Below are 18,096 nucleotides of genomic sequence, written 5' to 3' on the forward strand. Positions count from 1 at the left end.
CCGCGATGTCGTTCAATCTCTCCGAATGGGCGCTGAAGAACCGTGCTCTGGTGCTCTACGCGATGATTCTGCTCGGCGCCCTGGGGGTGCTCTCCTATGGCCAGCTCGGGCAAAGCGAGGACCCGCCGTTCACCTTCAAGGTGATGGTGGTCAACACGCTGTGGCCGGGCGCCAGCGCCGAACAAGTGTCACGCCAGGTCACCGAGCGGATCGAAAAGAAGCTGATGGAAACCGGCGACTACGAGCGCATTACCTCGTTTTCGCGGCCGGGCCAGTCGCAGGTGATGTTCATGGCCCGCGACAATATGCTCTCTTCCGACATCCCCGATCTCTGGTATCAGGTGCGCAAGAAAGTCGGCGACATTCGCCACACCTTGCCCCAGGACATTCAAGGGCCGTTTTTCGACGATGAATTCGGCACCACCTACGGCAACATCTACGCGATCACCGGCAAGGATTTCGACTACGCGCTGAAGAAAGATTACGCGGATCGCCTGCAGCTGGCGCTGCAGCGGGTCAAGAACGTCGGCAAGGTGGAACTGGTCGGCCTGCAGGACGAAAAAATCTGGGTGGAAATCAACAACACCAAACTGGCCTCGCTGGGCGTCTCGATGGCCGCCGTGCAGCAGGCGCTGCAGAATCAGAACGCGGTCTCCGACGCCGGTTTTTTTGAAACGCCGAGCGAGCGAATCCGCGTGCGTGTGTCCGGCAATTTCCGCTCCGTGGATGAGATTCGCCGTTTTCCGATTCGCGCCGAAGGGCGTACTTTCCTGCTCGGCGACATCGCCCGCGTGTATCGCGGCTTCAGCGACCCGCCGCAGCCGCGCATGCGCTTTATGGGCGAGGATGCCCTGGGCATCGCCGTGTCGATGAAAAGCGGCGGCAACATTCTTGATCTTGGCGAAGCGCTGGACCAGAAATTCAAACAGCTTCAGGAAACCCTGCCGGTGGGCATGACGCTGAGCAAGGTCTCCGACCAGCCGGCGGCGGTGGAAGAAGGGGTTGGCGAGTTCGTGCGCGTTCTGATCGAGGCGTTGGTGATCGTTCTGATCGTCAGCTTTTTCTCGCTGGGCATGCGCACCGGCCTGGTGGTGGCGCTGTCGATTCCGCTGGTGCTGGCGATGACCTTCGCGCTGATGCATTACTTCGACATCGGCCTGCACAAGATTTCCCTGGGCGCTCTGGTGCTGGCCCTGGGCCTGATGGTGGATGACGCCATCATCGCGGTGGAGATGATGGCGATCAAAATGGAGCAGGGGCTCAGCCGCATCAAGGCGGCCAGCTTCGCCTGGACCAGCACCGCCTTTCCCATGCTCACCGGCACGCTGATCACCGCCGCCGGTTTTTTGCCGATCGCCACCGCCGATTCCAGCACCGGCGAATACACCCGTTCGATCTTCCAGGTGGTGACGCTGGCATTGCTGGTGTCCTGGATCACCGCGGTGGTGTTCGTGCCCTACCTGGGCGACAAACTGCTGCCCGACCTGGCGCGCCGGAACGGCGAAGGCGAGGTGCACGACCCCTACCAGAAACCGTTTTATCGGCGCTTTCGCACCCTGGTGGCGTGGTGCGTAAAGCACCGCAAAACAGTGATCGTGCTCACCCTGCTGTGCTTCGTCGGCTCGCTGGCGCTGTTCCGGCTGGTGCCCCAGCAGTTTTTCCCGCCCTCGGCGCGCCTGGAGCTGATGGTCGACCTGAAGCTCAACGAAGGCGCCTCGCAACAGGCCACTCAGGATGTCGTGGAGCGCCTCGAAAAGCGCCTGGCTGACAACAAGCAGATTGAAAACTACGTGGCCTATGTGGGCGCCGGCTCGCCGCGCTTTTATTTGCCCCTGGATCAGCAACTGCCCGCCGCCAGCTTCGCCCAGTTCGTGGTGCTGACCCACAATATCGAAGAGCGCGAGCAGGTGCGTGCCTGGCTGATCGACACCATGGAACAGAACTTCCCGACCGTGCGCAGCCGGGTGTCCCGGCTTGAGAACGGCCCGCCGGTGGGCTATCCGATCCAGTTCCGGGTTTCCGGCGAGCACATTGGCAAGGTCCGTGAGCTGGCCCGCGAAGTGGCCGGCAAGGTGCGCGAGAACCCCCATGTCACCAATGTGCATCTGGATTGGGAAGAGCCCAGCAAGGTGGTGCACCTGAGCATCGATCAGGACCGCGCCCGCGCTCTCGGGGTGAACACCGCCGACCTGTCCCGGGCACTGCAGAGCTCGTTGTCCGGTGTGGCGGTGAGCCAGTACCGCGAGGACAACGAACTGATCAGCGTGGAAGTGCGCGGCACCGCCGAGGAACGCGCGCGGCTTTCGCAACTGGGCAATATGACGGTGCAGACCAGCAACGGCGGCAGCATTCCGCTGTCCCAGGTCGCGATCCTGGAGTACGGGTTTGAAGAAGGCATTATCTGGCACCGCAACCGGCTGCCCACGGTGACCGTGCGCGCGGACATTTATGGCGGTGATCAGCCCGCCACTCTGGTGCAGCAGATTCAGCCCAGCCTGAACGATATCCGCGTCAGCCTGCCGCCGGGCTATTTACTGGAAGTGGGCGGCACCGTGGAGGAATCCGCCAAGGGGCAGAACTCGGTGAACGCCGGCGTGCCGCTGTTTATTCTGGTGGTGATCTCGCTGCTGATGCTGCAATTGCGCCGGTTCTCGCTGACCACCCTGGTGTTCCTGACCGCCCCCCTGGGGCTGATCGGTGTCACCCTGTTCCTGCTGCTGTTTGGCGAACCGTTCGGCTTCGTGGCCATGCTCGGCACCATTGCGTTGTCTGGCATGATCATGCGCAACTCGGTGATTCTGGTGGACCAGATCGAGCAAGACATTGCCCAGGGCCTGGCGCCCTGGGATGCCATCATCGAATCCACCGTGCGCCGCTTCCGGCCCATCGCCCTGACCGCCCTGACCGCCGTGCTGGCGATGATCCCCCTGTCACGCAGCGACTTCTTCGGCCCAATGGCGGTGGCGATCATGGGTGGTCTGATCGTCGCCACCGCCCTGACCCTGCTGTTCCTGCCCGCGCTGTACGCGGCCTGGTTCAAGGTCAAGGAGGAGCATTAGGGAAAACGCTTGCGCGCAGCACGCTTGCACGCTAGACGCTAAACCGGTGCCAGCGGCGGCTTTGCGGAGTTGCAAAAGCAGCGAGCCAAACCGCAAGCCGTTCAGCACGGGGGGTTTGACTTGGCGTGTAAGCGTGCCGCGTGCAAGCGTGTTTGCGCTTCACTTTCTTTCAATAAAGGAAAAGCCGCCCAGCAAAGCCTGCAGACGATGGAAAGCTTCGTCCTGGGCAAAGGGCGGGGTTTTCGGTGGGTCGTAGACTTCCGGGTTGGTGCCCCGCACGATCAGGTCGATGGCGTAGCAGGTGTCGTCGCGCAGCGTGCGGAACGCGTGCACCTTCTGATAATGATTCATGGCCGCGTCGCCGGCGCTGTAACTGGTGAACTCAACGTCGTCGAAGGTGGCCGAGGACACCGTGTCCGTCTGCGCCAGCGGCCCCGGTTGGGTGCACTGGCGCAACTGCTCCGGGTTACGGCTGACGCCCAGGCGCAGCTCGCCGGTGGTGATTTCGTTGGAGCCTTCCAGCAACAGCGAGAGCAAGCGGGTGCCGTGCTGATCCGGCCCGGCGAAAACCTGCCAGCCGGCATTGTCGAAATAACCGGTGGCGTCATCGGAACCCTGCACGCCGTTTTCCGGATACACCATCTCCACGCCATAGGTTTCACTGCGGAACACCACTTGCGGTGCCGGAGCCTCGGCGGCGGTTTCAAAACCACCTCCGCCCTCGCCCGGGCCGCAACCACTCAATAGCGCCAGCGTCGTGACAGCCACTCCTGCACGCAGGCCAAGCATTTTCTTTCTCCTCGCCAGCGAGCCCGCCTCCCGGCGTGCCCGGTACTGCCCTCCCTCCGATGCCCAAACGGCACCCAACCACAACATTGTTACGTTAGCGTTTGCCTTGGGGCTGTCCACCGGGATTTTGCGAAACTTGGTAAAACCGTGCCGATGGCGAGCCTGCACCGATCTGGTTAGAGTGAGCGCTTGATGAACGGGAGCCGTGGTGGAACTGGAACTGTCGGTGTTAATCATTCTTGGCGGCGTCGCGTTGGCCGCGGGCTTTATCGATACGCTGGCCGGCGGTGGCGGGCTGCTGACTCTGCCCGGCCTTTTGCTGGCCGGCCTGCCGCCAGTGTCCGCTCTGGCCACCAACAAACTGCAAGGCACCTTCGGGTCGGGCATGGCCAGCCTCACCCTGCTGCGCCTGCGCCGTTTCGAGCCCGCCGCGCTCAAGGGCGCCTTCATTGCCTCGTTACTGGGCGCGGGCCTGGGCACCGTGCTGGTCCAGGTGGTGCACACCGACGCCCTGGAAACCCTGGTGCCGGTGGTGCTGGCGGGGATCGCCCTGTATTTTCTGCTCACCCCGGGGGCCGGCCATGTGACGCGCGCACCACGTCTGGCGACGCGCCCCTACGAACGGGGCGTGGTGCCACTGATCGGCTTCTACGACGGTTTCTTCGGCCCGGGTACCGGCTCGTTTTTCTCGCTGGCGGGCGTCGCCCTGCGCGGTCAGGATCTGATCACCGCGACCACCCACGCCAAGGCCTTGAACTTCGCCAGCAACATCGCTTCGCTGACCGTGTTCGTGCTCGGCGGCAAGGTGCTGTGGAGCGTCGGCCTGGTAATGGCCTGCGGCCAGATATTGGGCGCCTGGCTGGGCTCCCACGCGGTGTTGCGCGGCGGCGCCCGGCTGATCCGCCCGCTGATCGTGGTGATCTGCCTGCTGATGCTCGGGCGCTACCTGCTGCGCTGACCGGTTATTTGGTGAATTCGACGCCGTCGAGCACGGTTTGCAGCTGCTCGAACTGGCCGGACGGGTCCTTGCCCTGGCCTTTGTCGGCCTCGCCGGCCGCGTTCTGATTGCCGGTGCCGCTGACGATCAGATCGATGGCGTAACAGGCTTCCGAGTAGGTGGCCCGGTAACTGCGAATGCGCTCGTAGCGATCCTGGGTGACGTTATCCACCTCGAAGGTGGCGAACGGCACACCGCTGATGGTGTGCTGATTTTCCTGCCCCTCGGCCTGGGCGGCGCCGGCCGGAACGTCCTTGCAATGACTGAGCGCCTTAGTGGAGCGATTGGCGCCCATGCGGAATTCGGCACGGTTGTTGTCGTTGGCGCCAGGCACCGTCAAGGTGATCAACTGCTCGCCATCGGCATCCGGCTCGGCGAACGCGTTCCAGCCCGCCTCTTTATTGTTGCCCGCGCCATCGCCGGCGTGCTTTTCCAGAGTTTTGGGATAGGTAATCCGTACCCCATATTCCTCGCTCTCGAAGGTAGCGGCCTCGTCCTCGCTCAGCGACGCCTGCTCGTCCTGGGCGGATTGAACGCCTTCTTTGGCATCCGCCTCGCCGCCCGGCGGGCGGTTGGACTGAGTCTGCGCGGAACCGACTTCGCCGCCGGACTGGGTGGTATTGATGTCCGGGTGCGGCAGGTCCTCGCCTTTCGCTTTGTCGTCTTCGGGCTGCTGGCAGGCCACCAGGGCCAGGGTGCCGGCGGCGATCAGCACGGGGGAATAACGCATTGGAACCTCCTTGGCATGGGAACACTCCCTGAGCCGGCGTTGGCACCGGCCAGACACTGTATGCTACGCCGTTCCCGGCCCGCTCCACGGAGGCTTAACACTGTTTAACAGTGACGGTTTAACAGTGGCGGCTCGCCGGGCCGGTCGACAATCCCATGTCGTGATGCTTGACCACCCGGTCAGCGCTTCTAAACTGATGAACTCCGTTGCTAACCCCGGAAAGGCCCATGCGAGACTACCGCCGCCAGGATGGCGAAACCCTGTACTGGCCCCTGGGCCCTTTTAAAGTCCGGCTGCCGTTCATCCATTACCGCTTCGAGTGGCCCGACTACCTGCAGGGCTTGCTGATGTGCGCGGTGGATCTGGCCGCGATCCCGCTGATGACCGAGTTGCTGGGCATGCCGTTCGAGGCGGCGCTGGCGGTGGTGATGCTCAATGGCCTGCTCTACCTGGCCCACCACCTGCTCGGCGACCCGGTGGTGCCAGGCTGGATCACGCCGGCGATCCCGCTGCTGATGGCCTACTGCCAGACCTTCCCGGAAGGCCCCGAGCGCATCCATGCGCTGATCGCCTTTCAGCTCTTGCTCGGTGTGTTTTGTATCGGCCTGGGTGCCACCGGGCTGTCACGACGCGTGGTCAACGTGGTGCCGCCGGCGATCAAGGCGGGCATTATCATGGGCGCGGGCATCGCCGCGGTGAGCACCGTGTTTGAAGCCGGCGGACGCTTCGAGAGCTTCCCCTGGACCATCTCCATCGCCATTGGCATCGCCTTTTATTTGATTTTTTCTCGTCATTTCGCGGTACTGAAAAACCGCAATGCGTTCTGGTCGACCCTGGGCAAGCTGGGAATTTTTCCGATCATCGCGCTGGCGATCATGATCGCGCCGATCTTCAGTGAAGCGCCCTGGCCGACCATCGAGTGGGGCTTCTCCAAGCCGGATTTCGCCACCCTGTGGAATGAGTACACGGTGTTCGGGCTGGGGTTGCCGTCGCCGGGTATGTTCCTGCAGGCGATACCGACCATGCTGGCCGCGTACATCGTGTTGTTTGGCGATGTGCTGCAGGGCAAGGCCCTGCTGCATGAAGCGGACGATGCCCGCCAGGATGAAAAGATTGATTACGACGCCGACCGCGCCCACATGATCTTTGGCGGCCGCAACGCCACCATGAGCATTCTCGGCCCGGACGTGGCCATGTGCGGCCCGCTCTGGGCGGCGATGCACGTGGTGATCGTGGAACGCTTCAAGGCAGGCCGCAAAGCCATGGACTCGATCTTCGGCGGCGCCGGCTCGTTCCGCTGGGGCACCAACACCGGCCTGCTGCTGATGCCGATTGTCAGCCTGGTGGAGCCGATTCTCGGTGTCGCCCTGGCGCTGACCCTGTTGATCCAGGGCTATGTGAGCGTGCGCATTGGCATTCTCGAGGCGCGCAGCCAGCGCGATCTGGGCATCGCCGGCGTGATCGCCGCGGTGCTCGCGGTGCAAGGCGCCACCTGGGCGTTCGCGGTGGGCGTGGCCCTGTGTCTGCTGATCTACGGCCGCCACTTTTTCCGCGGCGAAAACGATCACACTTTTAGTAAAGACACGGATGATACGTCCGGTCGATAACGGTTTGGCGGCGCCCTGGCGCCGCCCGATTCAACGCAAGGGAGAGACTATGAAAACGCGCGCGGCGGTACTTCACGAGATGGGGGCCAGCAAACCCTACAAGGATTCACAACCGCTGAAGATCGAGGAAGTGGAACTGGATGCACCGGGCCACGGCGAAATCCTGGTGCGGGTTCGCGCCGCCGGGCTGTGCCATTCCGATCTGTCGGTGATCGATGGCAATCGCCCCCGGCCGCTGCCCATGGCACTGGGTCATGAAGCCGCCGGCGAAGTCATGGAAGTGGGCGACGGTGTCACCGATCTGCAAGTGGGCGATCACGTGGTGTTCTCGTTCGTGCCCAGCTGCGGCACCTGCGATTATTGCCTGGGCGGCCGCGCGGCGCTGTGCGCGCCCGGCGCCGTGGCCAACAACGAAGGGGTGCTGCTCGGCGGCGGGCATCGCTTGCACCAGGGCGACGCCACCATCAATCATCATCTGGGCGTGTCCGGCTTCGCCGAATACGCGGTCACCTCGCGGCGCTCGGCGGTGAAAGTGAACAAGGATCTGCCGTTCGACATCGCCGCCGTGTTCGGATGCGCGGTGCTCACCGGCGTCGGCGCGGTGGTGCACACCGCCGGTCTGCGCGCCGGCCAGTCGGTGCTGGTGGTGGGCCTGGGCGGCGTCGGCCTGTCGGCGGTGCTCGGCGCGGTGGCCGGCGGCGCCCGCCAGGTGATCGCCGCGGACATCGCCCAAGACAAACTGGACATGGCCAAATCCCTGGGCGCCACCCATGTGGTCAACTCCGGCGATGAAGACGCGGTGGAGCAGGTCAAGAAGATCAGCGGCGGCGGCGTGGACATCGCCGCCGAGTTCGCCGGGGTTGGCCCGGCGCTGGAATTCGCCTTCGCCGCCACCGGCAAGGGCGGCACCACGGTCACCGCCGGGCTGCCCCACCCGAGCACCCGGCTGGCGGTCAGCCCGGTGCAGATGGTCGCCGAGGAACGCCGTTTCATGGGTTCTTATCTGGGCGGCCACGTGCCGGCGCTGGATATTCCCGAGTACGTCGCGCTCTATCAGGCCGGCCGTCTGCCGGTGGACAAGCTGCTCACCCACCGTCTGACGTTGGATCAGATCAACGAAGGCTTCGACCGGCTGGCCAGCGGCGAGGCGATTCGTCAGGTGATCGTGTTCGATTAACCGATCATCATGGCGGCCAACAGGGAGAAAAGGATGTCTTATTTACGGCTTCGCCAGGTGTGCCTGGTGGCATCGGAACTGGAAACGGCGGTGGCGGATTTGCGCCACATTCTTGATCTGCACGTCTGCCATCGCGATCCGAATCTGGCCCGCTATGGGCTGGAAAACGTGATCTTCGCCATCGGCGACCGCTTCGTGGAAATCGTCGCGCCGATTCGCGAAGGCACCACCGCCGAGCGGTTTCTGCAGCGCTCCGGCGGCAAGGGCGGCTACATGGCGATTTTTGATTGCGACGATCCAGTGGGCCGCGCCGAGCATTGCGCCGACCTGGGCGTGGTGGAAGTGAACCGGGTGCGTGTGGAGAGCTATCTGGGGGTGCAGCTTCACCCCCGCGATTGCCGCGCGGCCATGATCGAGTTCAATCACACCGAGGGCGGCGAGCCCCTGGACGGACCGTACTGGCCGGCGGGAGAAGACTGGCGCGAGAGCCCCACCTCCACGGTGGCGCGAACGCTGACTGGCGTCGACCTGGAAACACCGGTGCCGGAAGACCTGGCCGGCCATTGGGCGCGCATTCTGGAGCTGCCGCTGGACCACTCTGACGACACGCCCACCCTGGAGTCCGGCGGCGCGGCCCTGCGCTTTCTGCACGGCGACGGTGAGCGGGAATGTCTGAGCGCCCTGCACCTGAACGTGAAAGGCGTGGACGACGTCCTGGCCCGCGCCGGGGAACGCGGTTACACCGTCCGTGACGGCCGCTTCCGGCTCGCCGGTGTGGACTGGTGTCCGAAAGCGGGCCGGTAGACCACGGCGCTCATTAACCTCAAGCCGTGCCGGCCCCCTCTCCCCAACCCCTCTCCCGCCAGGGGAGAGGGGCTAACAAACCCTGCCCGGAGGGACCGACAGAGGCTGCCGGCCGCTTTCTGGAGGGTCCCCTCTCCCCTGGCGGGAGAGGGGTTGGGGAGAGGGACAGGGAGAGGGGCAGACCGTCAACTCATACCGGCAACACCTGCATGGCGCCACGCGCTATTGAGTGGTTCATTTCAGTTTTTCCAGCATGGCGCCCATCATTTCGTGGATCTTGTTGACCGCTTTGAGGGGACGGACCATCACCTTGAAGTCGTCGATGCGTCCGTCCGCGTCGCAGTGAATGATGTCCACGCCGTTGAGTTGAATGCCATCCAGTTCGGTGGTGAATTCCAGCATCGCGTTGTCGCCGTCGAGCACCTCGCGCAGGTACCGGAAGTGCTCGTTGTTGAGCGTGTGCAGAGCGGCGGTGAGGTAAAGGCGGGTAATCGCCTTGCCCTGTTGAGGGGTGTGCACCACCGGCGAGTGGAACACCACGTTGTCCGCCAGGATCTCGTCCAGGGCGGCGCTGTCTTTGGCGTCCACCAGCTTGTGCCATTGTGCGATGGTCTGTTCGATCATGGTCGGGCTCCTCGGGAAAGAGTTCAATTTACACTGTAAACACTTCCCCGGAAAGCCGCGCCCGGCTCAGCCGGCGGGCGCTTGCGCTTCCACCTCGAAGTGGCTGTAAAGGGTGTCCAAGGCGCCGCGCAGCGTGCCGCCCTGCACCGTGATGCGGGCCATCAGTTCGGCCATCGCGTCTTCCGCGTCGATGGCGTCGATGTTTTCCTGGATCAGATCCAGCGGCTTGATTCGCTTGATCGAAAAGTCCTGCAGAAGATCCAGTTCCAGCTCGTCGTTGAAGCACAGGTTAAGGCGTACCGCCACCATGCTTTCCAGGTGCGCGAGAATCTCTTCCTGGCTCAGGTCGACGGCGGTAAAGCGCACGCTGGCGCCTTCGCCCTTGCCATCCTTCAACTCACAACGGTCGCCCAGGGTAAAACGCTCCGGCAAGCCGGCGGGCTGTTGCAGCCAGTGGTTGAAGGCGGTGGCGGTGGCGGTCGGCGCCGAGGGGCGGGTTACCGGCAGCGAACCGAGCGCCTTGCGCAGCGCCGAGACGACCTGCTCAGCGCGGCTCTCCGAGGCGCAATCAACCAGGATGCGACGGCGCTCCATGTCCACCAGCACCGGCACCCGGCGCGAGCGCGTGAACGCTTTGGGCAGCAGTTCAAAGGTGATCTGGTCTTTGAGATCGGCGCGTTCCTTGCGGCCGATTTTGCGACCTTCCTGGTCTTGCAGCGCTTCGACGCGCTCATCCAGCTCTTCCTTGATCACCGGGCCAGGCAGCAGACGCACGATTTCCTGATACATGAAGTAAAGAAAGCCCTCGGCGGGAATCACCATGCGCGCTTCGCCCTTAAGAGGCGGCACGAAGCCCTCGCTGCTCAGGCTCTGCGGACCACAGGGCGGGCAGTAGGCCTGGTCCAGCTTTTCTTCCAGTTCGGCGGCGGTAAAGGCGAAAGGGTCGGCGCTGAGAAAAACGGTGAGGTTCTTGATCCACATAGTGCGCGGGTTCCATTGATAGAGCACGGCCGTCGTGGCCGGGAGCGAGGGTAAAAGGAAAGCGGCCACACTAGCGGAGCCGGGGAAGCGTCTCAAGCGTTGACTGACGGCAGGGGCAACCGGGGCCATGAACCGGCCCCGGGCACGTCGTGCGTGTTATTGGTCCTGGGTGGGCTCCATGGTCTGAAGCTGGCGCGCCATTTCCAGGTGGCTGTTGAGCATCGGCAACTTGGTCTTGGCGAATTGCGTGAGCTCATCGTCGTTCAGTTGCTCGCGGGCGTGCTCGATGTACTCGATCAGCCGCTCATGGGCGCTGATCTGCGTGTTGATAAAGGATTCGCTGAACAGATCGCCGCTGAGCACCATCAATTTGGCGGTGTTGGCGATGCCACGCGCATCGGCGTCGTCGGCCATCTTCAGCTGCTTGCTGGACGCCAGGGTCTGCAGTTCGCTGTTCATGGTCTGATGGTCCTGCTTCAAACGTTCGGCGAAATCGCGGATTTCAGAACCGGCGTCGTCCTGGTCGATGGCGGTCTGCGCGATGTTGACGATACCGATGTTCATGGCCGAGACGTTACCGACGAACTCCTCGGCGGTGATCACGTCATCGGCCCGGGCCACGCCGGCCAGGGCGAAGCAGGTCATCAACAGCATCAAGGCTCGGGGCAGAAACGATTTCATGGGTCTCTCCTTAAAGTTAAGTCGTCCATGGCGGCGGCGCCTTGCTGGCGCGCACCGCGCGTACCGGCAGCGGTACTACTGGCGTTATAGGCGCGCCGGGCATCACTTAAAAGCCGCCGTGAACCGGCGCCCGCGCCGGGCGGATGCCAGCGGGGGCGTTGATGACGGGCGATGCGGGGCATGGAGCGGCGTTTCCCGGGAATGAAAAAGAGGGAAAAATTCAGCCTTTGCCGGCTTTCAGGATCGCCTCCACCCGGGCCGCCAGCGCATCGGCGTCTGGCACGTCGATGGCGAACACCGTGCCCAGCAGCTCAAGCGCCTCCGTGGCACCGGCCAGGGCCCGCTCCTCGCGGTGGCCATCGGGACGATACAGGGTGTAACGGTCGTTCAACAGGCTGTGCCGGCCTTCGGGGGCAGCCCGGGCGGCGATCAGGTTGGTTACGAACATGGATTCCGGGTGATGCGAGAGATACCAACTGGCCACCTCATAATCCGCCAGCCACTGCTCCTCCAGATCAAACTTGTAGATCAGCTTCCAGGCGGCGGCGACCCGGGCTTCCAGAGCGAACAGGCGGCCCTCGGGCCGAACGCGGAAATCCTCATGGGGGGTGCGCTGAACGTCGCGTTCGCGCAGCCGCAACGGGCCGGTGGGGGTCATGCCGCCGAAGCCGGCGTCCACCAGATAGTCGGTGCCCTGCCATTCCACCAGCAGCAGCATGTGTGTTTGCGGCGGCCGGGCGTCGGCAGGGGCGTTCCAAAACACCCGCGCGGCCAGCCCCCGGGCGCGGAAACCGACCCGCCGCAGGGCCTCCAGCAGCAGCAGATTGTGCTCGTAGCAGTAACCGCCGCGCCGTTGCCGGATCAGCTTTTGTTGCAGGGCGGCAAGGTCCAGAGGCACCGCCTCACCCAACAATGGGCTGAGATTTTCGAAGGGCAGGTGCTGCGCGTGCAGCCTTTGAATCTCCGCCAGCACCGCCAGAGTCGCGCGCGGCTCGCCGTGAAACGCGATGCGCTTCAGGTAAGCGTGAAGATCAAACGGTTCGGCCATCGGAGCCTCTCCAGTGATTGGGGCCACTGCCATCAGCCACTATAAGCGTCTCGCGAGGGGGCCTGAAAGCCCGGCCCGGCGGATCACGCAGGTAGTCACACCCCATTGATGTGTTTTTGTCGCCCGGGCCGGTACATTATCGAATCAGACGTTCACCGCCCCGCCACTCAGGGCCACGAATCGACGTTTATCACGATAACAACAGACACCCGCGCGCCGGGTGATGACAACAAGACAGGAGAGCCCGAATGCTTGGCCAAATGATGCAACAACCGCTGCTGATCAGCGCTCAGATCGCCCATGCCGCCCGTTATCACGGCGATGGCGAAATTGTCTCGGTGGACACCGAAGGCGGCCTGCACCGCACCCGCTGGAGCGAAATCGAGCGCCGCAGCCGGCGTCTGGCGTCGGCACTCACCGGGTTGGGGCTGAAGCAGAGTGATCGGGTTGCCACCCTGGCCTGGAATAACCGCCGCCATCTCGAGGTGTATTTCGGGGTGTCCGGCGCCGGCCTGGTGTGCCACACCATCAACCCGCGCCTGTTTCCCGAGCAACTGGTGTACATCTTCAACCACGCCCATGACCGGGTGCTGTTTATCGACAAGACCTTTCTACCGCTGATCGCCGCGATCCGTGACAAGCTGGAACATCTGGAACACGTGGTTCTGCTGGGCGGCAAGGACGACGAGGCCGCCGCCAAGGTCGAGGGCCTGCAGTTCTACGAAGACCTGATCGAGGCCGGCGACGAAACCTACGCTTGGCCGGAGTTCGACGAAAACACCGCCTCCAGCCTGTGTTACACCTCGGGCACCACCGGCAACCCCAAAGGGGCACTCTATTCCCACCGCTCCACCGTGCTGCATTCGATGGCGGTGGCGCTGCCGGACAGCCTCGGGCTGTCGGCGCGCGATTGCATTCTGCCGGTGGTGCCCATGTTTCACGTGAACGCCTGGGGCATTCCCTACGCGGCGGCCATGGTCGGCGCGCGGCTGGTGCTGCCGGGGCCGGGTCTGGATGGCGACAGCCTGAAGAACCTGATCAACGACGAGAAAGTGACCCTCGCCGCCGGCGTGCCAACGCTGTGGAAGGGGCTGATCGATTCGCTCAAAAAGGCCGGCGAGAAAGTCCCCACCCTGACGCGCACGGTAATTGGCGGCTCCGCCTGCCCGCCGTCAATGATCGCCACTTTCCGTGACGAGTACGGCGTCGACACCCTGCACGCTTGGGGCATGACCGAAACCAGCCCGGTGGGCTCGGTGAGCACCCTGCTGCACAAGCATCTGGCGCTGTCCGCCGATGAGCAGGCGGCGGTGCGGGCCAAACAGGGCCGGCCGCCGTTTGGCGTCGACCTGCGCATCGCCGACGCCGACGGCAACGAGCTGCCCCGTGACGGCGACACCCAGGGCGACCTGTACGCACGCGGCCATTGGGTGATCGACGCTTACTTCAACGTGGACACCCCGGCCCCGCACGTGGAGGGCTGGTTCCCCACCGGCGACGTGGCGACCCTGGACGAGAACGGCATCGTCACCATCAAGGACCGCTCCAAGGACATCATCAAATCCGGTGGCGAGTGGATCAGCTCGGTGGAGCTGGAAAATCTGGCCATGGGCATGGAGGGCATCGCCGACGCCGCCATCATCGCCGCCCGCCACGAGAAGTGGGACGAACGGCCGCTGCTGATCGCCGTCAAGGAAGAAGGCCAGGACCCCTCGGAGCAGGAGATTCTCGACGCCTACCAGGGGCAGGTCGCGTCCTGGCAGATCCCCGACGCGGTGGTGTTCGTGGACCAACTGCCGCGCAACGCCACCGGCAAGGTGCTCAAGCGCACTCTGCGCGAGGAATACGACGGTTACCTGCTGAAAAAATAAGCCGCGACGTCTGACGTCTGACGTCTGACGTCTGACGTCTGACGTCTGACGTCTGACGCCAATAATAAGACACGGCCGGCTTATACCGCCAGCTCACGCAGTGGCCGCACTTCAATGCTGCCCACGCGGGCCGGCGGAATGCCGGCGGCGAGGCGGATCGCCTCGTTCAGGTCACGGGCCTGGATCAGGTAAAAACCCGCCAATTGCTCCTTGGTCTCGGCGAACGGCCCGTCGGTGACCGAGGTCTCGCCGCCGCGCACCCGCACGGTGACGGCGCTGGCCACCGGTTGCAGGGCTTCGCCGGCCAGCATCGCGCCGCTTTCGTAGAGCCCCTCGCTGTAGTGCTTGCACTCTTCGTCGCGGGGGCTGTCGGGCAAGGTGTGCAGCTTGTCCTCTTCGCTATAGACCAAACACAGGTATTTCATGGCGGGCTCGCTCCGGTTGGTTTGTCACTCAGGGTCTGTTCACACTAATCGTGCGCCATTGGCGTCATTCGACAGCGCTTTCAAGAATTTCCAGGCGGCGCTCATAAAAGCGTTTCTGGGCGCCTTCCGGGCTCAGGTCGCGGGCCCGGCGGTAGCTCTCGCGGGCCTGGTCGGGGCGCGCCAGCCGCCGGTAGAGATCGGCACGGGCGGCGTGAATCAGCGGGTAATCGCGCAGTTCACCGGCGTCCAGTTGGGCTTCGATCAGGGCCAGGCCAGCTTGCGGGCCATCGCGCATCGCCATCGCCACCGCCCGATTCAGCGCCACCACCGGCGACGGCTGGGCGCGCAGCAGTACGTCGTAAAGACCGACGATCTGTGCCCAATCGGTGGCCTCGGCGCTGGCCGCTTCGGCGTGCACGGCGGCGATCGCTCCTTGCAGGCTGTACACGCCGAAACGCCCGGAGCCCAACGCCTGCTCCACCAGGGCGCAGCCCTCGGCGATGGCGGCGCGGTCCCAGCGGCCGCGGTCCTGGTGTTCCAGCAAGACCGGATCGCCGGCGGCGTCGAGACGGGCGGCGCGGCGCGCCTCGATCAGCAGCATCAGCCCGAGCAGCCCGCGCACTTCCGGGTCGGGCAGCAGGGCCAACAGCAAGCGGCCCAGGCGAATCGCCTCGGCGGACAAATCGGTGCGTGTCAGGCTCTCTCCGGCACTGGCGTAATAGCCCTCGTTGAAGACCAGATAGATCACCTGCAGCACGCTCTCCAGCCGCTCGGCCAGTTCAGCGGCGTCCGGCACCCGGTAAGGGATGCCGGCGTCACGGATCTTGTTCTTGGCACGCACGATGCGCTGCGCCACGGTGGGGGTGGGGGTCAGAAAGGCACGGGCGATTTCCTCGGTGGTGAGATCGCAGATCTCGCGCAGCGTGAGTGCCGCCCGCGCGTCGGCGGCCAACGCCGGGTGGCAGCAGGTGAAAATCAGCCGCAGGCGGTCATCTTCAACGCTGGCGTCGTCGTCCGATTCCGGGCGTTGCATCTCCAGGTGCTGGGCCAATTGCTCGCGGGAGGCATCGAAGCGGGCGCGCCGGCGCAGCCGGTCAATCGCCTTGAAGCGGCCGGCGGACACCAGCCAGGCACGCGGGTTGGCGGGCTCGCCCTGCCGCGGCCACTGTGCCAGGGCGGCGGTGAAGGCGTCTTGCAGCGCCTCCTCGGCGAGGTCGAAGTCGCCCAGTAAGCGGATCAGAGTGGCCAGCACCCGCCGCGAATCGCTGCGATACAGCGCCGCTACCCGCGCCGCGATGGTGCTGTCATTGCCGTTGCGCATGCCTGCCTCGTCTGCTCCATGGCCAGCGGCCGCACTTCCACCCCGCCCAAAGCGCCCAGGGGCAGCGCGGCGGCCAGTTGCAACGCCTGGTCCAGATCAGGGGCTCGAATCAGCGCCACCACGCTGAGCTGCTCACGCTCGCCGGCACAGGGGCCATCGTGAAGGCGGGGCGGCCGCGCGCGCACGGTGGTGGCCAACCGCGACGGCCCCAGCCGATGCAGCGCCAGGCACTGACGATGCTGGCGCAGCCGCCCCTCCCAAACACCAATCGCCGACACCAGCGATTCCAGCTCGCTGCGCGGCAGCGCCGCCAGCCGCGCCTCGTCAAGATAGATCAGGCAAAGATAGTCCATGGTTATAGTCCAGATCAGCGCGATCAGAAAGCGCTCGCATGGCCACTGGTCGTCCGGCGCGGAGGCGATTCGACCAGAACCGGGGGCGGTTCTGCTAATATTTCACTCTTTTCACGCTTTCAGAATTCGTGGCACGGGAGAACAGGCATGGGCGAGTTCATTGATATTCAGGCCCGCGATGGCGGCACGTTTCGCGGTTACATCGCGGTGCCGGAGGCGGGCCATGGGCCGGGGCTGGTGATTGGCCAGGAAATTTTCGGTGTCAACGCCACCATGCGCGAGATCGCCGACTTCTATGCCGAGGAAGGCTATGTGGCGCTGGTGCCGGACCTGTTCTGGCGTATCCAGCCGGGCATTGAACTCGGTTACAGCGAAGCGGATTTCAAGCGCGCCTTCGAATTGTTTCAAAGCATCGACGTGGACCGCGCCATCGAGGACATCGACGCCAGCCTGGCGGCGCTCGGGCAGCGCCCCGACGTCACCGGCGAAGGCCTGGGGTTCGTCGGCTTCTGTCTGGGCGGCAAGCTCGCTTACCTGACCGCCGCGCGCACCCGGGTGGCGGTGTCGGTGGGCTATTACGGCGTCGGCATCGAAAATCATCTGGATGAGGCCGCGGACATCCGGGGCCGCCTGGTGCTGCACTTCGCCGAACTGGATGGTTTCTGCGATGGCGCGGCGCGCGAACGCATCATCACCACGCTGGGCGGCACCGTCAGCCGGCTGGAAACCTTTGTCTACCCCGGTGTCGACCATGCCTTCGCCCGCCCCGGCGGCGACCATTACCACAAAGCCTCGGCGCTGATTGCCCATGAGCGCACCATCGCCGCGCTGAAACGGGAGATTGGCCCGCACTACGACCTCTCGGCGCTGTGGGAGGAGCACACCCGCCAGGAATTCGAGATCCGCGACGTGTCCGCCACCATGGCCACCATGGTGGCCGAACCTTATGTGAACCATATTCCGACCATGACCGGCGGCGTCGGCTACCGACAGTTAAGCCGCTTTTATCAGCATCATTTCGTGCACGGCAACCCGGACGACATGCAACTGGTGCCAGTGTCGCGCACCGTCGGCGCCTCCCAGGTAGTCGATGAATTCATTCTCAGCTTCACCCACGATCGCGAGATCGACTGGCTGCTGCCCGGGGTGGCGCCCACCGGCAAGAAAGTGGAAATCCCGATGCTCGGGGTGATCAAATTCCGTGGTGCCAAGCTGTATCACGAGCATATTTACTGGGATCAGGCCAGCGTGCTGGTGCAGGTCGGCCTGCTCGACCCGACCGGCCTGCCTGTTGCTGGCGTTGAAACCGCGCGCAAGCTGCTCGATGAAACACTGCCCTCCAACGAGCTGATGGCGCGTTGGCAAGAGAGCGAAGGGAAATAGCAAAAAAGTTCATCGCCACCGCCTGCCCCGAATTTGATGGTTTTGCGTCGGACGTCCGACACAAACATCAAAAACCAACGCCGTCGCTGGCTGGGCCTGATCCTACACAAAAATATCACCAGAGTTTTGACCCGACGGGCTCCGAAAACAAAAAAAAGGCTCATCGCGCTTTAGCGGGAAGCGACTTTTCTGGATCATGATTGGGTGGGCAGCTTGATTGGGGACGCGGGACAAGGGCGGTGCCTT

At 64.2% G+C, this 18,096-nt stretch carries 16 protein-coding genes; 7 read left to right on the plus strand and 9 right to left on the minus strand.

Translation table 11 applies throughout. The features are described from left to right. Positions 1 to 5 precede the first annotated feature (5 nt). Positions 6 to 3,059: an efflux RND transporter permease subunit gene (locus CGS25_RS15160; RefSeq protein WP_101675968.1), complete on the plus strand. Its 3,054-nt coding sequence runs from the start codon at positions 6 to 8 to the stop codon at positions 3,057 to 3,059. A 159-nt stretch (positions 3,060 to 3,218) separates the two neighbouring features. Here the strand turns inward: CGS25_RS15160 and CGS25_RS15165 are convergent, their stop codons facing one another. Beyond that, positions 3,219 to 3,848 (minus strand): hypothetical protein, encoded by a 630-nt coding sequence (locus CGS25_RS15165; protein ID WP_157933846.1) that lies wholly within the window; start codon positions 3,846 to 3,848, stop codon positions 3,219 to 3,221. Between the two features lie 208 nt (positions 3,849 to 4,056). Here CGS25_RS15165 and CGS25_RS15170 point away from each other — a divergent pair, with 208 nt between their 5' ends. Next, positions 4,057 to 4,806, plus strand: a complete 750-nt coding sequence (locus CGS25_RS15170; RefSeq protein ID WP_101675970.1) for a TSUP family transporter — start codon at positions 4,057 to 4,059, stop codon at positions 4,804 to 4,806. Between the two features lie 4 nt (positions 4,807 to 4,810). Here the strand turns inward: CGS25_RS15170 and CGS25_RS15175 are convergent, their stop codons facing one another. Continuing rightward, positions 4,811 to 5,575 (minus strand): hypothetical protein, encoded by a 765-nt coding sequence (locus tag CGS25_RS15175; RefSeq protein ID WP_089034207.1) that lies wholly within the window; start codon positions 5,573 to 5,575, stop codon positions 4,811 to 4,813. Positions 5,576 to 5,802: 227 nt separating this feature from the next. Between CGS25_RS15175 and CGS25_RS15180 the strand changes: the two genes are divergently transcribed. The 3 genes from CGS25_RS15180 to CGS25_RS15190 are packed head-to-tail and all read left to right on the plus strand — an operon-like array spanning position 5,803 to position 9,163. Continuing rightward, positions 5,803 to 7,182 carry a hypothetical protein gene (locus CGS25_RS15180; protein ID WP_101675971.1) on the plus strand — a complete coding sequence of 460 codons (1,380 nt, stop codon included), beginning with the start codon at positions 5,803 to 5,805 and terminating at the stop codon, positions 7,180 to 7,182. A gap of 49 nt (positions 7,183 to 7,231) precedes the next feature. Beyond that, positions 7,232 to 8,359, plus strand: a complete 1,128-nt coding sequence (locus tag CGS25_RS15185; protein WP_089034205.1) for a zinc-dependent alcohol dehydrogenase family protein — start codon at positions 7,232 to 7,234, stop codon at positions 8,357 to 8,359. Between the two features lie 33 nt (positions 8,360 to 8,392). After that, a complete protein-coding gene (locus tag CGS25_RS15190) occupies positions 8,393 to 9,163 on the plus strand; it encodes a VOC family protein (protein ID WP_101675972.1) in 771 nt (256 codons plus the stop codon). 234 nt (positions 9,164 to 9,397) lie between these two features. Here the strand turns inward: CGS25_RS15190 and CGS25_RS15195 are convergent, their stop codons facing one another. The 4 genes from CGS25_RS15195 to CGS25_RS15210 form a co-directional block, all read right to left on the minus strand. After that, positions 9,398 to 9,787 (minus strand): nuclear transport factor 2 family protein, encoded by a 390-nt coding sequence (locus CGS25_RS15195; protein ID WP_089034203.1) that lies wholly within the window; start codon positions 9,785 to 9,787, stop codon positions 9,398 to 9,400. A gap of 66 nt (positions 9,788 to 9,853) precedes the next feature. Then, positions 9,854 to 10,768, minus strand: coding sequence for a recombination-associated protein RdgC (locus CGS25_RS15200; RefSeq protein ID WP_089034202.1), 915 nt, complete (start codon positions 10,766 to 10,768; stop codon positions 9,854 to 9,856). 156 nt (positions 10,769 to 10,924) lie between these two features. Beyond that, positions 10,925 to 11,449, minus strand: coding sequence for a DUF4142 domain-containing protein (locus CGS25_RS15205; protein ID WP_089034201.1), 525 nt, complete (start codon positions 11,447 to 11,449; stop codon positions 10,925 to 10,927). A 220-nt stretch (positions 11,450 to 11,669) separates the two neighbouring features. Further along, positions 11,670 to 12,497, minus strand: coding sequence for an arylamine N-acetyltransferase family protein (locus CGS25_RS15210; protein WP_157933847.1), 828 nt, complete (start codon positions 12,495 to 12,497; stop codon positions 11,670 to 11,672). A gap of 248 nt (positions 12,498 to 12,745) precedes the next feature. Here CGS25_RS15210 and CGS25_RS15215 point away from each other — a divergent pair, with 248 nt between their 5' ends. Further along, positions 12,746 to 14,368: a long-chain-fatty-acid--CoA ligase gene (locus tag CGS25_RS15215; protein WP_101675974.1), complete on the plus strand. Its 1,623-nt coding sequence runs from the start codon at positions 12,746 to 12,748 to the stop codon at positions 14,366 to 14,368. Between the two features lie 80 nt (positions 14,369 to 14,448). On the opposite strand, the gene CGS25_RS15220 is transcribed toward CGS25_RS15215, so the two are convergent. The 3 genes from CGS25_RS15220 to CGS25_RS15230 all read right to left on the minus strand — a co-directional run bounded on the left by CGS25_RS15220 (position 14,449) and on the right by CGS25_RS15230 (position 16,467). Next, positions 14,449 to 14,793 (minus strand): YciI family protein, encoded by a 345-nt coding sequence (locus CGS25_RS15220; RefSeq protein ID WP_101675975.1) that lies wholly within the window; start codon positions 14,791 to 14,793, stop codon positions 14,449 to 14,451. 64 nt (positions 14,794 to 14,857) lie between these two features. Then, a complete protein-coding gene (locus CGS25_RS15225) occupies positions 14,858 to 16,114 on the minus strand; it encodes an RNA polymerase sigma factor (RefSeq protein ID WP_101675976.1) in 1,257 nt (418 codons plus the stop codon). Then, positions 16,075 to 16,467, minus strand: a complete 393-nt coding sequence (locus tag CGS25_RS15230; RefSeq protein WP_101675977.1) for a YciI family protein — start codon at positions 16,465 to 16,467, stop codon at positions 16,075 to 16,077. The genes CGS25_RS15225 and CGS25_RS15230 overlap by 40 nt, the downstream gene beginning before the upstream one ends. 147 nt (positions 16,468 to 16,614) lie before the next feature. Between CGS25_RS15230 and CGS25_RS15235 the strand changes: the two genes are divergently transcribed. Next, positions 16,615 to 17,850, plus strand: coding sequence for a dienelactone hydrolase family protein (locus CGS25_RS15235; RefSeq protein ID WP_101675978.1), 1,236 nt, complete (start codon positions 16,615 to 16,617; stop codon positions 17,848 to 17,850). Positions 17,851 to 18,096 lie beyond the last annotated feature (246 nt).

This window comes from Alloalcanivorax mobilis (assembly GCF_002864685.1).
Taxonomy (GTDB): domain Bacteria; phylum Pseudomonadota; class Gammaproteobacteria; order Pseudomonadales; family Alcanivoracaceae; genus Alloalcanivorax; species Alloalcanivorax mobilis.

What these genes read in the sequence shown, in the direction of transcription:
- CGS25_RS15210 (WP_157933847.1), bottom strand. Translation starts at nt 12,497, where the DNA reads ATGGCCGAACCGTTTGATCTTCACGCTTACCTGAAGCGCATCGCGTTT.
- CGS25_RS15225 (WP_101675976.1), bottom strand. Translation starts at nt 16,114, where the DNA reads ATGCGCAACGGCAATGACAGCACCATCGCGGCGCGGGTAGCGGCGCTG.
- CGS25_RS15235 (WP_101675978.1), top strand. Translation starts at nt 16,615, where the DNA reads ATGGGCGAGTTCATTGATATTCAGGCCCGCGATGGCGGCACGTTTCGC.
- CGS25_RS15200 (WP_089034202.1), bottom strand. Translation starts at nt 10,768, where the DNA reads ATGTGGATCAAGAACCTCACCGTTTTTCTCAGCGCCGACCCTTTCGCC.
- CGS25_RS15195 (WP_089034203.1), bottom strand. Translation starts at nt 9,787, where the DNA reads ATGATCGAACAGACCATCGCACAATGGCACAAGCTGGTGGACGCCAAA.
- CGS25_RS15205 (WP_089034201.1), bottom strand. Translation starts at nt 11,449, where the DNA reads ATGAAATCGTTTCTGCCCCGAGCCTTGATGCTGTTGATGACCTGCTTC.
- CGS25_RS15175 (WP_089034207.1), bottom strand. Translation starts at nt 5,575, where the DNA reads ATGCGTTATTCCCCCGTGCTGATCGCCGCCGGCACCCTGGCCCTGGTG.
- CGS25_RS15165 (WP_157933846.1), bottom strand. Translation starts at nt 3,848, where the DNA reads ATGCTTGGCCTGCGTGCAGGAGTGGCTGTCACGACGCTGGCGCTATTG.
- CGS25_RS15220 (WP_101675975.1), bottom strand. Translation starts at nt 14,793, where the DNA reads ATGAAATACCTGTGTTTGGTCTATAGCGAAGAGGACAAGCTGCACACC.
- CGS25_RS15180 (WP_101675971.1), top strand. Translation starts at nt 5,803, where the DNA reads ATGCGAGACTACCGCCGCCAGGATGGCGAAACCCTGTACTGGCCCCTG.
- CGS25_RS15230 (WP_101675977.1), bottom strand. Translation starts at nt 16,467, where the DNA reads ATGGACTATCTTTGCCTGATCTATCTTGACGAGGCGCGGCTGGCGGCG.
- CGS25_RS15215 (WP_101675974.1), top strand. Translation starts at nt 12,746, where the DNA reads ATGCTTGGCCAAATGATGCAACAACCGCTGCTGATCAGCGCTCAGATC.
- CGS25_RS15160 (WP_101675968.1), top strand. Translation starts at nt 6, where the DNA reads ATGTCGTTCAATCTCTCCGAATGGGCGCTGAAGAACCGTGCTCTGGTG.
- CGS25_RS15190 (WP_101675972.1), top strand. Translation starts at nt 8,393, where the DNA reads ATGTCTTATTTACGGCTTCGCCAGGTGTGCCTGGTGGCATCGGAACTG.
- CGS25_RS15185 (WP_089034205.1), top strand. Translation starts at nt 7,232, where the DNA reads ATGAAAACGCGCGCGGCGGTACTTCACGAGATGGGGGCCAGCAAACCC.